Below are 13,713 nucleotides of genomic sequence, written 5' to 3'. Positions count from 1 at the left end.
CGTATTCCCCTCAGCTCCGCAGAATCTCGGCCGCCGCGCGGTCGAGAATCTTGGCGATCCGCCGCGCTTCATCGGGTTCGCAGCCCTGCTTGGAACGAAGCGCGCGCTTCAGGCCGTGGCGGGCGCGATGCAACTCGTCGGAGGCATCGCCATCGAGATCGCTGACGCCGGCAAAGGCCTCGCGCACCTCGTCCATGCGGCGTCCGATCCGCGACAGCGCCTGAAGGATCGCATCCGCGGTCGTACGATGCTCGGCGAGATGGGCCTGGCCCTGCGCGGTGATGCTGTAGCGCTTGCGGCCGGCGTCCTGCTCGACGCTGGCGTGCCCGACCTCTTCGAGATAGGTCAGCGCCGGATAGATCACGCCGGGGCTCGGGCTGTAGAAACCGTCCGAACGCTCCTCGATGGTCTTGATCAGCTCGTAGCCGTGCGCCGGCTGGTCGGCGAGCAAGGCGAGGATGACGAGCTGGAGGTCCTGCGACGACAGCCGCCGGGCGCCCGGAAAGTCGGCGCCACCGCCGCGTCCGAAGAAGCCATGCCCGCCGCGGCCGAAGCGATGCCGCCCGCCATGCCGGCCCATGGCAAAGGCAAAGCGGAACTCCCGCTCGTCTCCGTCAGGTCGATTGTGGTGTTTGTCTCGAAACATATCTTACGTCTCCTATGTTAGATATATCGTAAGATATGTTTTGAGATCAAAAACGCAAGCCACGAGGGCGTGATGATCTTGCGAAGGCGGTTTCACCAGCAAATTCAAAGCGTCACGACTTGGACATGCCGCTGGGATCCTTCCCCGATATACTCACCGTCCTGGATTCGATTTGGGACCCCGGCGTGGCGATTGATCTGAAAGCGGTCGAGCAACTCGCTACCGATCAATCTTCGCTCAAGGCAGCCGCAGGGCTCGCCAAGCCTGCGAAATGGTCCGGTATCGGCGGCAGCGGGGACGGCGCGCTGATCTGGGGCGAATGCGCCGGTTCCGGCGCCAATCCCTACCGGGTGATGGCCGACCTGCGCGATCTCGGCAACAAGTGCACCTGCCCGTCGCGCAAATTTCCCTGCAAGCACGTGCTCGGCCTGTTGTGGCTGAATGCGGAAGCCATCGTGCCGTTCACGCCAGCCGACACGCCCTCCTGGGTCAGCGACTGGCTGGGCCGTCGGCGCGGCGCATCAGCCGCAAAGCCAGCGGGCAATGCTGCGCCGGCCGGCGACAAGGACCTGCGCGCTGCTCAGCGCGCGGAGCCGGAGACCATCGAAGATCCAAAGGACGCGGCGCGGCGTGAGGCGCAAGCCGCGAAGCGTAGCGACGAGACCGAGCGCGCGATCCTGGATGCACTCGACGCGCTCGAGCAATGGGTCGGCGATCAGCTTCGCCTGGGATTGTCGCCGTTCATCGACGACGTAACGGCGCGATGCCGGCGTATCGCGGCGCGGCTCGTCGATGGTAAGGCCGCGGTGCTGGCCGGGCGGATCGATGAATTGCCAGGCCGACTGCTCGCGCTCCCGGCAGGCGACCGGCCACGTGGCGCGGTCGTCGAACTCGGCAAGCTGGTGCTGCTTGCTCGCGCGTTTCGCGCCACGCCGCGGGACGCCGAGATCCGGCGCGCGGTCGCGACCTCAGAGACACGCGAGACGGTGCTGACCGATCCGCTAGCGCTGCGCGTGAACGCGCCCTGGGAGGTGCTCGCCGAGCAGGTCCGGACGCGCCGCGACGGATTGGTATCGCAGACCACCTGGCTGCTCAATCTGGCCACGACCGGTCCACGCTTTGCGATGCTGCTCGACTTCTTTCCCGCCAGTGCCGGACGGCGCGGCTCGGTCTTCACGCCCGGTGAGCGCTTCCAGGGCGAACTCGCTTTCTACCCATCGCAGCAGCCGCTCCGCGCCCTGCTCGTGCGACGGGACACCACGGAGGAGACGTCGGCCGAATGGCCGATACCGGACGAAGCGCCCAGCGACGCGTTGACCCGCCCCCTGCTCGCTGAACCCTGGATCATCGATATTCCCTTGCTGCTGCCGCAGGGGCGGATCGCGCGTGACGACACCGGCCACATATGGTGGCGATCAGCCGACGGCGCGATGACACTGCCCGTCGCTACCGAAGCCCAGGGCATCCTGTGCGGCACCAGCCTCACGCGCACAGCCGCGATCTGGTCGGGCAACCGGCTCACCATCCTGGCCGCGCAAACTCCCTGGGGGCGGATCGGGCCACCATGACCGAGGCAGCGAATGCTCAGGCGATCTACGACGCGATCGGCGCGGTGCTGACCCGCTGGACAATGGGTTCGGCGGCCACGCCCACCGCGCCGTTCTGGCGCGCCGAGTTCGGCGACGATCCTGCCGAGGCGGAGTTGCGGCTGCTCGCCCTTTCTGGCCAGTTCCTCGCCGTCGCAGTGACGACAGAGCCATCCTCGACCCTGCGCTTCCTGCCCGACATTCCCGCGCTCGCACTGCCGACCGTGCCCGAGGCATTGCGCCCGCTCGTGCGTCGCCTTATGGCAGCGAAGAAGGACCCGCAGCTCAAGAACGAACTCGTCCACTTTCTCGCAGCTCGCGGCTGGACCTCGCATCCCGCGGACTGGATGCCCGAGGCCGGTGACGAGGATGCGCCCGATGTTTACGCCGCTTGGCGCGACTGGGCGGAGATTGCCGCCTCCAATATCGCTTCACGGCAGCAGACGAGTGACCGGCTCACCGCGGACAATTGGGAGGATTTTTGGCCCGCGGCGCGCAAGGCGGCACTGGCCGAGCTGAGGCGCCGTGATCCATCCGCGGCACGCACGGTGCTCGAGGCAAAGCTCGGCAACGAGAGCGCCGATGCGCGATTGCGCCTGCTATCGCTCTTGTCGGAGCGATTATCCGATGACGATATCGCCTTCCTCGGAGGCATCGCAGCGAACGACCGCGCCCCCAAGGTCAAGGCACTTGCGACATCGCTGCTTGCGCGTCTCGGCCGGGGTCCTGGGGCCGGCGAGGATGTTGCGGAACTCGCCGGATTTTTCTCGTTGAAGACCAAAGGGCTCTTGCGCCGCTCGCGCGTGATCCAGGCCGAACCGCCCAAGACGCCGGCACGATGGCAACGCCGGAAGGCACTGTTCGACGGCGCCGATCTCACCTCGTTCTCGGGTGCGCTCGGCGTTACACCGCACGAGCTGGTTGCCGCCTGGGATTGGAACGTGGACCAAGCGGCCGACACCGCGTTGATCAAGCTGATCGCGGAGACCGGGACAGATGCGCTCGTCACGCAGGCGGCCGAGGCCATCAGCGAACGCGATGCGACCGGACTGGTCGTGGCGCTGGCTCCGCGGCTTGCGCCCAGCGAGCGCGCAAGGTTTGCCGAAGTCGCCCTGCGCAGGCACGGCATCAACTTCGAAACGGCGCAACTGATCGCAGGTGCAACGGCGCGGCTCGCCGATCCGCTTTCGGCACCTGCGGGCAACGCGCTGCTCGCCGCACTCCGGCGGGACGATGCAAAGCCTTCCGATCAAGTTAGCGAACTTTATGCGGTCGGGCTCATCGCCTCGCGCGATGGAGCGCGACAGTCGCTGGAACACCTGACCGGCGCAGGCCTGCTGCAAGGCGACCCGCGCCTCGACATGCTGCGGCTCAACGCCGCGTTGGACGACAATGGAGCGAAGCCATGAGCGAGAAACTGCGGTTGCCCGCCGAGGAGAGCTATGCGGCCGAGCTGAAGGCGCTCGCCGCCGGCGACGGCCATCGCCCGCCAGGCTGGGCACTCTCGCCGCGGCAGGTCGTGACCTATCTGATGGGTGGCAAGGCTGCCGACGGCACGACGGTCTCGCCCAAATATGTCGGCGACAGGCGGCTGATCGAGACCGCCGTTGCAACACTGGCAACCGATCGCGCCCTCTTGCTGCTCGGCGTGCCCGGCACCGCGAAATCGTGGGTCTCTGAACATCTCGCGGCCGGCATCACCGGCGACTCGACGCTGGTCATCCAGTGTACGGCCGGGACCGACGAGAACCAGATCCGCTACGGCTGGAATTATGCCCAGCTGCTCGCGCACGGGCCTCGCCGCGAGGCGCTGGTCCCGACCCCGCTGATGCGCGCGATGGAAGGCGGCAAGCTCTGCCGCTTCGAGGAACTGACGCGCATGGGCAGCGACGTGCAGGACACGCTGATTACCGTGCTCTCCGAAAAGATGATGCCGATCCCCGAGCTCAACACGGCGGTCTACGCTCAGCGCGGCTTCAACATCATCGCCACCGCCAACAACCGCGACAAGGGCGTCAACGAATTGTCCTCCGCACTCAAGCGCCGCTTCAACGTCGTGGTGCTGCCGCTGCCCGACAGCGCCGAGGAGGAAGTGGCGATCATCGTCAAGCGCGTCGGCGAGATGGCGCAAAATCTCGACCTGCCGGCGCCGAAGAACGTCGCCGACGAGGTGGCGCGCGTGGTCTCGATCTTCCGTGAGCTGCGCTCCGGCTCGACCGAGGACGGCAAGATCGCGCTCAAAACGCCTTCGGGCGGGCTTTCGACCGCTGAGGCGATCGCGGTGATGATCGGCGGGATCAGCCAGGCGACGTTCTTCAATGACGGCGAGCTGACGCCCGAAACGCTTGCGAGCAACATGATCGGCGCAGTCGTGAAGGACCCAGTGCAGGACACTGCTGTGCTCGGCGAATATCTCGAGACCGTGCTGAAGAAGCGGCGCGGCTTCGAAGGCTATTATGCCTCGCTCACCGATCTGATCTGAGACCAGGCGGGCCAAATGGCAGGCCAAGTCTCTGGTCAGGTCTCCCTGTTCGGCATCCGACACCACGGGCCGGGATCCGCGCGGCGGCTTGTGGACGCGCTCGACATGCTCAAGCCGGTCGCGGTGCTGGTCGAGGGCCCTGCGGATGCATCGGACCTGCTGCCGATGCTCGGCGACCCTGACATGGTGACGCCGGTGGCGCTGCTCACCTATGCAGAGGACAATCCCGCCAACGCCAGCTTCTTTCCCTTTGCCGACTATTCGCCGGAATATCAGGCCGTGCGCTGGGCGGTGCGCCACGGCGCGACATTGCGCTTCATCGATCTGCCTGCATCGGACAGGCTCGGCGTCGCCGCCGGCGGCATCGCAGAGGAGACGGCGCAGAGCGCCGACGACGATCCGGTCAGCCGCGATCCGATCGGCGCGCTCGCGACGGCGGCTGGATATGACGACGGCGAGTCCTGGTGGTCCGACGTCATCGAGGAGAATCCTGCGTCGGGCCCCGTGTTCGCGGCCGTCGCCGACGCGATGACGGCACTCCGCGCGGAAGCAAAGCCGTTGTCGGCCCGCGAGGCCGCGCGCGAAGCGCATATGCGGATCGAGATCGCGAAAGTCGCGAAGGAGTGCGATGGCCCCATCGCGGTCGTCTGCGGTGCGTGGCACGTGCCGGCGCTCGGCGAGCGCCGCAGCCTTGCCGCAGATCGCGAACTGCTCAAGGGCCGGCCGAAGACGAAGATCAAGGCGACCTGGGCGCCATGGACCGCGCCGCGTCTGGCCCGCGCGAGCGGCTATGGCGCGGGCGTGGTCGCGCCCGGCTGGTGCGCGCATCTCTGGGGGACACCCGAGGGCGATCGGGCTGCGGTGTGGCTGGCCACGGTCGCGCGCGTGCTGCGCGATCGCGGTCACTTCGTATCGACGGCGTCGGTGATCGAGGCACAGCGGCTCGGCACCGCGCTTGCGGCCCTGCGCGGCCGCCCTGCACCGGGTTTCGCGGAACTGCGGGAGGCGGCCATCGCCTGCCTCTGCAATGGCGAGCGCGCCGTGTGGGACGATGTTTCGGCGGTGCTCTTGATCGGCTCGGGCGTCGGATCGATCCCGTCCGCGACGCCACTCGCGCCGCTGCTTGAAGACCTTCAGCGCCAGCAGAAGGCGGTGCGGCTCAAACCCGAAGCGCTGGAGCGACCGCTGACGCTGGATCTGCGCAGCGAGAGCGGGCTAATGCGCTCCACGCTGCTGCACCGGCTGAACGTGCTCGACATACTCTGGGGACGGCTGACGGATATGGGACGCAGCCGCGGCACATTTCGCGAGAACTGGCAGTTGCGCTGGGAGCCGGAATTCGCGGTAAGGCTGGTTGAAAATCTCATCTACGGCTCGACCATCGCGGAAGCCGCCGGTGGACGCCTCATCGAAGCGATAGGCAAGGAGGCCGAGCTCGGGACGCTGGCGAGCCTCGTGCGCAATGCCATGATCGCCGATCTGCCGCGCGCCACCGAATGCGGCATCGGGGCGCTCGAGACCAAGGCGGCGCTCACCAGCGATGGCCAGGCCTTGCTCGGCGCACTGCCACCGATGGCCGACATCTTGCGCTATGGCGAGGCGCGCGCCGGCACGGTCGAGCATCTCGCCGCCCTGATGCCGCGCATCGTGGTGCAGGCGTCTCTCGCCCTGCCCTACGCCGCGCGCAATCTCGACGGTCCAGCCGCGGCCAAGCTGCGCGGCGCAATCCTGGCGGGCGATGCCGCGATCCAGCTCGCTCAACTCGAGGCCGACGTCGTCGCCAAATGGCGCGACGCGCTGACAGCCCTGCTGCACGATGACCAGGCGACCCGGCTGATCGCCGGCACCGCCGCCCGGCTCCTCTACGAGGCCGAGCTGCTCGCCGCTGAGGACGCGGCAGGCCTGCTGGCGCGGATGCTCTCGCCGGGAACGCCGGTCGCGGAAGCGGCCGGCTTCTTCGAAGGGTTCTTCGAGGGCGCGGGTCAGCGGCTGATCCATGATGGAGCGTTGCGCGGCGCGGTCGACGCCTGGTTGATGACGTTGGACGATGAGGCCTTCACTGCCAGCCTGCCGCTGTTCCGCCGCGTATTCTCGGCGCTCGACCGCACCGAACGCAGGCGATTGATGGACGCGCTATTCGCACGCAGCACGGGTGGCGCCAGAGGATATCGGCTGATCGCACGCGCAAGCGATATCTGGCCGGAGCACCAGACACGTATCCTCGCACTCCTCACATCCGGAGCGGCACGATGAGCGAGACCGACGAACGCAGCCGTCGCTGGACACTTGCACTCGGCGTCGATGCCGAGGATGCGGAGAACGGCCCGACGCTGTCCGACAGCGACCGCCGGATGTCCGAGGCCCTGACAACGCTCTATGGCGATGGTGACGAAGCGCCGAAGAAGGGTCGCGGCGGGCTCGGCGGGTCGGCGCCGCGCGTCGCGAAATGGCTCGGCGATATCCGCGAATTCTTCCCCGCCCCCGTGGTGCAGGTGATCCAGAAGGACGCCTTCGAGCGCAAGGGTCTGCGCCAGATGCTGGTCGAGCCCGAATTCCTCGCGACCGTCGATGCGGACGTCAACTTGATCGCAGATCTGGTCGCCCTACGCGGCGTGATGCCGGAGAAGACCAAGGACACCGCCCGCGTCGTCATCGCGAAGGTGGTGGCCGAGCTGATGGAGCGGCTGGAGCGACGCACTGCGGATGCGATCCGCGGTGCGCTGAACCGTTCGCTGCGCACCAACCGCCCTCGTTTTGCCGACATCGACTGGCCGCGCACGATCAAGGCCAATCTTCGACACTACCAGCCCGAACACCGCACCGTAGTGCCCGAACGGCTGATCGGCTTCCTGCGCCAGCAGCGACGCATCGTCGATCTGGAGGAAGTCATTCTGTGCGTCGATCAGTCGGGATCGATGGCAACCTCCGTCGTGTATGCCTCGATCTTTGCGGCGGTGATGGCCTCGCTGCCGGTGGTCGCAACCAAGCTCGTCTGTTTCGACACAGCAATCGTAGACCTGACCGAGGAGCTCGCCGATCCCGTCGAGGTGCTGTTCGGCGTCCAGCTCGGCGGCGGCACCGACATCAATCGGGCGGTCGCTTATTGCGAGGAACGCATCGAGCGGCCCGCCAAGGCACACCTGATCCTGATCAGCGACCTCTATGAGGGCGGCAATGCGGACGCACTGGTCGACCGGCTGGCGCGGCTCGCGGTGCGAGGCGTCAACGTGATCGTGTTGCTGGCGCTCACTGATACCGGTCGCCCAGCCTACAATCCCACACTCTCGGCGAAGGTCGCCGGCCTCGGCATCCCTGTCTTCGCCTGCACGCCCGACCAGTTTCCGGATCTAATGGGCACCGCACTGAAGCGCGAGGACGTTGCCGGCTGGGCCGCCGACCAGGACATCAAGCTGATCCGACCCGAAACATAGTCCCGCTGGCGGCCCTCCGCTGACTTGCCACAAATTCACGCCATCCTGCGATGTGCACGCCGCTGCCCAGCCGGCCGCTATTCGTTCGCGTGACGAAACTGTGTCTGCCGATCAGCGCGTATTCGCCCGGCCGCCGGAATGACCTACGTCAGCGGCCGCGATACTCATATCGAGGATATCGAGGAGCGATCCATGACCAGCGTCAATGCAAGCACTGAGATCACCCGTGCCGTCGACTTCAAGCTCGAGATCGTCGTCGTGCCCGTCTCCGACGTCGATCGCGCCAAGGCGTTCTACACAAAGCTCGGCTGGCGGCTCGATGCCGACTTCGTCTCCGGCGATGAGTGGCGCGTGATCCAGTTCACCCCGCCGGGCTCGAACGCCTCGGTCATCTTCGGCAGGAACGTCACGCCGGCCAAGCCCGGCTCCGCGCAGGGCCTGTATCTGATCGTCTCCGACATCCAGGCCGCCCGCGACGCGCTCGTTGCTCGCGGCATCGAGGTCGGCGAGGTCTTTCACGGCGGTGGCGATACGCACAGCGGCCCGGACGAGCCTTACCTCTTCGGCTCGCGCCGCGTCAGCGGCCCGGAGCCTGCGCGCAGCAGCTACCGCTCCTTCGCCTCGTTCCGAGATCCCGACGACAATGGCTGGCTGCTCCAGGAGATCACGACGCGCCTGCCGGGCCGCGTCGAGGCCGACACGACGTTCAATTCGACAACCGAGCTCGCAAGCGCGCTGCGGCGCGCGGCCAGCGCGCATGGCGAGCACGAGAAGCGGACCGGCGGCAAGCTCGATGAGAATTGGCCGGACTGGTACGCCGACTACATCGTCAAGGAGCAGGCTGGCCAGCCGTTGCCGACTTGAAGAACGGCTCTACGCGGCTCAGGACTCATCGACCTCCTGCGTTACGCGCAGGAGGTTATCGCGGAGCTGGCTCACGGTCTTCTGCACCACCGGAAAGTCGTCGCCGAGGCCGCTGGCCTCGACGATCTGCGCCCCGAGATCCCTGTCGAGCAGCTTTCTCCCCGAAGGCGTGAGGCTCACCCTCACCTGCCGCTCGTCCGCGGGATCGCGGTGGCGGCGGATGTAGCCCATCTGCTCGAGCTTCTTCAGGATCGGCGTCAGCGTGTTGGATTCCAGGAACAGCTTTTCGCCGAGCACGCCGACGGTCTGCTCGTCCTGTTCCGACAGCGCCACCATGGCGATGTACTGGGTGTAGGTCAGCCCGACCGCATCCAGGACCGGCTTGTAGGCGCGGCCGAAGGCAAGATTTGCGGAATAGACCGCAAAGCATAGGAAATTCGACAGTTTTCGGCCGCTCGGCGCGGATTTCGGCGAACGGGTCACGGGAACCTCCGGGCTTTGTGATCTCTGGATCCATATAAATCGCATCCGATTAAATCGGAAGAGCTTGACCTGGACGGAGCCCAGGTTTATTTCGTCACGCATACGATTAGATCGGATACGATCAAAATAACGCGAAAGGACCTCGTCATGACCACGCCTGCAAAAGTTCTCTTCACCGGCAAGACCCACGTCACCGCGGGCAGCAACGGCGCCGCACACTCAGCGGACGGTTTTCTCGACATCAAGCTGGCACAGCCGCATCCGGCCGCCGAAAATCTCTTCGCCGCTGCCTGGTCGGCCTGCTACCTCGGCGCGCTCCAGCTTGCGGCGCAGCAGCGCAAGGTGAAGCTGCCGAGCGAGCCCGAAGTCGACGCCGAGATCGATCTCAACAATGCCGGCGGCGCATTCTTCCTGCGCGCTCGACTGAACGTCAGCGTCCCCGGCGTCGACCGCGCGGTCGCGCAGGAGCTGATCGAGGCCGCGCACGGCATCTGCCCCTACTCCAAGGCCGTCCACGGCAACATCGACGTGACCACCACCCTCATCTGAACGGATCGAACCGCACATCTCCGACGCGGACCAGCCGACATCGGCTGGGTCCGTGCGGTGCGGTCAAGCCGACGAAGGAGCCAACCATGAGCAACCATCCCCTGAAAACCGTACGTGTTCTGGCGAGCGCCGCCCTGCTCGCCGGAAATCTTCTCACCCTGCCGGCCGCGGCACAGGGCCAGCCCGGCGTCACGCGCACCGATCTGCAGCGTCACGACCTCAGCGCTCCCGGACGCGAGGCCGTCCAGGTCCGCGTCGATCTTGCGCCTGGCGTGGCGTTCGGAAACCACACTCATCCCGGCGAAGAGATCATCTACGTGCTCGCGGGCGCGATCGAATATGATGTCGCAGGCAAAGGCCCGGTGACGCTGAAGGCGGGCGACGTGCTGTTCATCCCGGCCGGCACCGTCCATGCCGCGAAGAACGTCGGCAGCGGCACCGCCAGCGAGCTTGCAACCTATATCGTCGAGAAGGACAAGCCGCTGCTGGCGCTGGCGAAGTGAAGCGCCCTATTGACTGAAGATATTATCTGACTAAAGTCAGATATATGCTCGACCCCATCTCCCGTATCCGCCGCTTCAACCGTGCCGTCACCTCCGCCGTCGGTGCGCTCGATACCTCCTTCCTCGGGCGCGGCCGGCCGCTCGGTGCCGCGCGCGTGCTCAATGCGATCGGCCACGGACGCTCCGATGTCGCCGAGATCCGCGACTATCTCGGCCTCGATTCCGGGCTGATGAGCCGCCTGCTGCGCTCGCTCGAAGACGAAGGGATGATCGAGACGAGCCCGCATGAGGACGATGCGCGTCGACGCGTCGCCCGGCTGACGCGCGCCGGCCGGCGCGAGTTCAGTGCTTACGAGGCGCTGTCCAACGCGCAGGCCGAGGCCCTGCTCGCGGGCCATTCGCAACGCGACGCGCTGCTCGCCGCGATGGACTTGATCGGCTCCGCGCTCGGGCAAAGCCGCACCACGCTGACCGACATGAACCCGCGCAGCGACGAGGCGCGCTATTGCCTCGGCGAGTACTATGCCGAGCTCGCACGCCGCTTCAAACAGGGGTTCGACGTCAAGCTGTCGCGCGACCCCGACGCCAAGGACATGGTCCGCCCGCGCGGCACGTTCATTGTCGCGATGTCGGACACACTCCCGATCGGCTGCGTCGGGCTGAAGGGAACCGACCATGGCTATGCCGAGATCAAGCGGCTGTGGGTCTGCCCGTCCGCGCGCGGTCTGGGGCTCGGCCGGCGCCTGATGGAGGCGAGCGAGAACGCGGCGCGCGAGCTCGGCATCACGGTGCTGCGCCTCGACACCAACAGCGCCCTCCCCGAAGCCGGCCAGCTCTACCGCAGGACCGGCTGGAGCGAGATCCCGCGCTTCAACGACGACCCCTACCCCGACCTGTTCTTCGAAAAACGGCTTTGATCATCACCGATCCAGCGCGACCGAGGCCGTCCGCGTCGGGCGCACGACGATCTCGTTGACATCGACATCATCGGGCTGCTCGATCGCAAAGCACACCGCGCGGGCAATGGCGTCAGGCTGGAGCGCGATGGCGCGATAGGACTTGATCGCTTCGGCCGTAACGGGATCGGTGATGGTGTCGGCAAGCTCGCTTTCGACCACGCCGGGATGGATGCAGGTGACGCGAATGTTGTCGTGCTCCTGCCGCAAACCGTCCGAGATCGCCCGCACAGCATATTTGGTGGCGCAGTAGACCGCGGCCGTCGGAGACACGCTGAGCGCACCGATCGAGGCGATGTTGATGACATGGCCCGAGCCGCGCGCCACCATCTCCGGCAGAACCGCAGCGATACCATAGAGCACGCCCTTGATGTTGACGTCGATCATCCGGTCCCATTCCTCGACTTTCAGCGAGGCCATCGGCGACAGCGGCATCACGCCGGCATTGTTCACGATGACGTCGACGCGGCCCCATACGTCGCGGGCCGCATCGACAAATGCCGCAACGCTGACGCGGTTGGTCACATCGAGCGGACGCGCCAGCGCTGTCCCGCCCGCCCCGTTCAGCTCGGCTGCAAGTCCTCTCAAGCGATCGACGCGCCGTGCGCCCAGCAGGACTTTTGCGCCCGCGGCGGCAAGCTCGCGCGCGATGCCTGCCCCGATGCCGCTGGAAGCACCGGTGACGAGAATGACTTTGTCGAGGGGCATGAATCTGACCTTTCCTGGCTGCTCTTCGCGAGCGGTTGCCTGAGGAATAGGCCTGCGCCAATGTCGTGATAAGACGACGATTTCTTATCAGTTTGGCAAGGTATGCTAACCAATGGAACCCGATCTCAACGCCCTCGCCGTCTTCACGCTTGTGGCCGAGGAGCGGAATTTTCGCGCGGCAGCCGACCGGCTCGGCGTGACGCGCTCGGCCGTCAGCCAGACAATCCGTCGGCTGGAGGAAACCCTCGGCATCGCGCTGGTCCGCCGCACGACCCGCAGTGTCAGCCTGACCGAAGCTGGCGAACGCCTGCACGCCGACGTCGCCCCCGCGATCGCCGACATGCGGGCAGCGCTCGGCAACACCGAAGCGCTGCACGGCCGCCCGCGCGGGCTCCTGCGGCTCGCGGTCTCTTCGATCGCAGAGCACTTTCTCTCGGGCCCAGTTCTGGCGTCTTTCTCCGCGGCAAACCCAGAGGTGCAGGTCGACATCACCGTGACCGACGAGCAGTTCGACATCGTCGCCGCGGGCTATGACGCCGGCGTCCGTCTCGGTGAGGTCATCGAGCAGGATATGATCGCGGTGCCGATCGCGGGCGAGGAACGCCAGCTCGCGGTCTGCGCGCCCGCCTTTCGCGACCGCTTCGGCGTGCCCACGCATCCCTCCAAGCTCGCATCCTATCGCTGCATCGGCTGGCGTCCCGCGCCGAAAGCTGCGCCCTATCGCTGGGAGTTTGCCGAGGACGGCAAGGACTTCAGCGTAGCGGTACGCGCCGGAGATCACCACCAACGACATGGCGCTGATGATCAAGCTCGCTGTGGCCGGAGCCGGCATCACCTTTGGCATGGAAGCGAGCTTTCGGCCTGCTCTCGAGCGCGGCGAGCTGGTGCCGATCCTCGTGGAATATTGCCCCTTCTTCGCCGGCTTCTATCTCTACTATCCGAGCCGCCGCAACAGCGCGCCAAAACTGCGCGCGCTCGTCGAGCATCTGCGGCGACGGCCCTGATTTGGTGCACCGGCGATCCAACTTGCGCGGCACGAGAGCATGCTATGGCGAAGTCCGATCTCGCCGAGATCTACCGGAACTACATCGCCTGCCTGAACCGGCAGGATTGGCAGGCGCTCGGACAGTTCGTCCATGACGACGTCTCGCACAACGCGAAGCCGATCGGGCTCGCCGGCTATCGCGCGATGCTGGAGCGCGATTTTCGCGAGATTCCGGACCTCCGTTTCAAGATCGAGCTGCTGGTCTCGGATCCGCCCCATATCGCGAGCCGGCTGACATTCGACTGCACGCCGGTCGGGACATTCCTTGGGCTCGATGTGAACGGAAGGCGCGTCGCCTTCTGCGAGAACGTGTTCTACGAATTCCGCGACGGAAAAATCTGGCAGGTCTGGTCGGTGATCGACAAGGCTGCGATCGAAGCGCAGCTTCGGCCGTAGCCCGCATGAGCCACCGGGTCGGCGCGACGCCCGATGACAGGCTCCGCGACATGCGGGATTGGTG

The 13,713-nt window shown here is 66.3% G+C and carries 13 protein-coding genes and 1 pseudogene; 11 read left to right on the top strand and 3 right to left on the bottom strand.

What is annotated here, in order from left to right; all coding sequences use genetic code 11:
• Positions 1-10: 10 nt before the first annotated feature.
• Complete coding sequence (locus QQL28_RS26745) at positions 11-646, bottom strand: PadR family transcriptional regulator (protein WP_284270280.1); 636 nt, start codon at positions 644-646, stop codon at positions 11-13.
• A gap of 185 nt (positions 647-831) precedes the next feature.
• Between QQL28_RS26745 and QQL28_RS26740 the strand changes: the two genes are divergently transcribed.
• From QQL28_RS26740 to QQL28_RS26715, 6 genes are all read left to right on the top strand, one after another.
• Positions 832-2,214 carry an SWIM zinc finger family protein gene (locus tag QQL28_RS26740; RefSeq protein ID WP_284270278.1) on the top strand — a complete coding sequence of 461 codons (1,383 nt, stop codon included), beginning with the start codon at positions 832-834 and terminating at the stop codon, positions 2,212-2,214.
• Complete coding sequence (locus QQL28_RS26735) at positions 2,211-3,641, top strand: DUF5691 domain-containing protein (protein ID WP_284270276.1); 1,431 nt, start codon at positions 2,211-2,213, stop codon at positions 3,639-3,641. Before QQL28_RS26740 ends, QQL28_RS26735 begins: the two co-directional genes overlap by 4 nt.
• On the top strand, positions 3,638-4,714 hold the full coding sequence (locus QQL28_RS26730) for an ATP-binding protein (RefSeq protein ID WP_284270273.1): 1,077 nt from the start codon (positions 3,638-3,640) through the stop codon (positions 4,712-4,714). Before QQL28_RS26735 ends, QQL28_RS26730 begins: the two co-directional genes overlap by 4 nt.
• Positions 4,715-4,729: 15 nt before the next feature.
• Positions 4,730-6,967 (top strand): DUF5682 family protein, encoded by a 2,238-nt coding sequence (locus QQL28_RS26725; protein WP_284270272.1) that lies wholly within the window; start codon positions 4,730-4,732, stop codon positions 6,965-6,967.
• A complete protein-coding gene (locus tag QQL28_RS26720; protein ID WP_284270271.1) occupies positions 6,964-8,145 on the top strand; it encodes a VWA domain-containing protein in 1,182 nt (393 codons plus the stop codon). The genes QQL28_RS26725 and QQL28_RS26720 overlap by 4 nt, the downstream gene beginning before the upstream one ends.
• Before the next feature lie 192 nt (positions 8,146-8,337).
• Positions 8,338-9,009 carry a VOC family protein gene (locus tag QQL28_RS26715; RefSeq protein WP_284270432.1) on the top strand — a complete coding sequence of 224 codons (672 nt, stop codon included), beginning with the start codon at positions 8,338-8,340 and terminating at the stop codon, positions 9,007-9,009.
• A gap of 18 nt (positions 9,010-9,027) precedes the next feature.
• On the opposite strand, the gene QQL28_RS26710 is transcribed toward QQL28_RS26715, so the two are convergent.
• The gene (locus QQL28_RS26710) at positions 9,028-9,492 is read right to left on the bottom strand and encodes a MarR family winged helix-turn-helix transcriptional regulator (protein ID WP_284270270.1); all 465 of its coding nucleotides are present in this window, start codon (positions 9,490-9,492) and stop codon (positions 9,028-9,030) included.
• 147 nt (positions 9,493-9,639) lie between these two features.
• Between QQL28_RS26710 and QQL28_RS26705 the strand changes: the two genes are divergently transcribed.
• From QQL28_RS26705 to QQL28_RS26695, 3 genes are all read left to right on the top strand, one after another.
• Positions 9,640-10,041: an Ohr family peroxiredoxin gene (locus tag QQL28_RS26705; RefSeq protein WP_284270269.1), complete on the top strand. Its 402-nt coding sequence runs from the start codon at positions 9,640-9,642 to the stop codon at positions 10,039-10,041.
• 86 nt (positions 10,042-10,127) lie between these two features.
• The gene (locus tag QQL28_RS26700; protein ID WP_284270268.1) at positions 10,128-10,544 is read left to right on the top strand and encodes a cupin domain-containing protein; all 417 of its coding nucleotides are present in this window, start codon (positions 10,128-10,130) and stop codon (positions 10,542-10,544) included.
• A gap of 44 nt (positions 10,545-10,588) precedes the next feature.
• The gene (locus QQL28_RS26695) at positions 10,589-11,461 is read left to right on the top strand and encodes a bifunctional helix-turn-helix transcriptional regulator/GNAT family N-acetyltransferase (RefSeq protein ID WP_284270267.1); all 873 of its coding nucleotides are present in this window, start codon (positions 10,589-10,591) and stop codon (positions 11,459-11,461) included.
• 3 nt (positions 11,462-11,464) lie between these two features.
• Here the strand turns inward: QQL28_RS26695 and QQL28_RS26690 are convergent, their stop codons facing one another.
• On the bottom strand, positions 11,465-12,208 hold the full coding sequence (locus QQL28_RS26690; protein WP_284270266.1) for an SDR family oxidoreductase: 744 nt from the start codon (positions 12,206-12,208) through the stop codon (positions 11,465-11,467).
• A gap of 112 nt (positions 12,209-12,320) precedes the next feature.
• Here QQL28_RS26690 and QQL28_RS26685 point away from each other — a divergent pair.
• Positions 12,321-13,212: pseudogene (locus tag QQL28_RS26685) on the top strand (LysR family transcriptional regulator).
• 44 nt (positions 13,213-13,256) lie between these two features.
• Positions 13,257-13,649 carry an ester cyclase gene (locus QQL28_RS26680; protein WP_284270264.1) on the top strand — a complete coding sequence of 131 codons (393 nt, stop codon included), beginning with the start codon at positions 13,257-13,259 and terminating at the stop codon, positions 13,647-13,649.
• Positions 13,650-13,713: the final 64 nt, after the last annotated feature.

This window comes from Bradyrhizobium iriomotense (assembly GCF_030160715.1).
In the GTDB taxonomy this organism is placed as follows: domain Bacteria; phylum Pseudomonadota; class Alphaproteobacteria; order Rhizobiales; family Xanthobacteraceae; genus Bradyrhizobium; species Bradyrhizobium iriomotense.
Note: the sequence above shows the minus strand (reverse complement) of the source record. Positions and strands in the feature narration are given on the sequence as shown.

Coding starts and splice junctions, on each gene's coding strand:
- QQL28_RS26690 (WP_284270266.1), bottom strand. CDS start 12,208: ATGCCCCTCGACAAAGTCATTCTCGTCACCGGTGCTTCCAGCGGCATC.
- QQL28_RS26725 (WP_284270272.1), top strand. CDS start 4,730: ATGGCAGGCCAAGTCTCTGGTCAGGTCTCCCTGTTCGGCATCCGACAC.
- QQL28_RS26715 (WP_284270432.1), top strand. CDS start 8,338: ATGACCAGCGTCAATGCAAGCACTGAGATCACCCGTGCCGTCGACTTC.
- QQL28_RS26730 (WP_284270273.1), top strand. CDS start 3,638: ATGAGCGAGAAACTGCGGTTGCCCGCCGAGGAGAGCTATGCGGCCGAG.
- QQL28_RS26705 (WP_284270269.1), top strand. CDS start 9,640: ATGACCACGCCTGCAAAAGTTCTCTTCACCGGCAAGACCCACGTCACC.
- QQL28_RS26735 (WP_284270276.1), top strand. CDS start 2,211: ATGACCGAGGCAGCGAATGCTCAGGCGATCTACGACGCGATCGGCGCG.
- QQL28_RS26680 (WP_284270264.1), top strand. CDS start 13,257: ATGGCGAAGTCCGATCTCGCCGAGATCTACCGGAACTACATCGCCTGC.
- QQL28_RS26700 (WP_284270268.1), top strand. CDS start 10,128: ATGAGCAACCATCCCCTGAAAACCGTACGTGTTCTGGCGAGCGCCGCC.
- QQL28_RS26720 (WP_284270271.1), top strand. CDS start 6,964: ATGAGCGAGACCGACGAACGCAGCCGTCGCTGGACACTTGCACTCGGC.
- QQL28_RS26695 (WP_284270267.1), top strand. CDS start 10,589: ATGCTCGACCCCATCTCCCGTATCCGCCGCTTCAACCGTGCCGTCACC.
- QQL28_RS26745 (WP_284270280.1), bottom strand. CDS start 646: ATGTTTCGAGACAAACACCACAATCGACCTGACGGAGACGAGCGGGAG.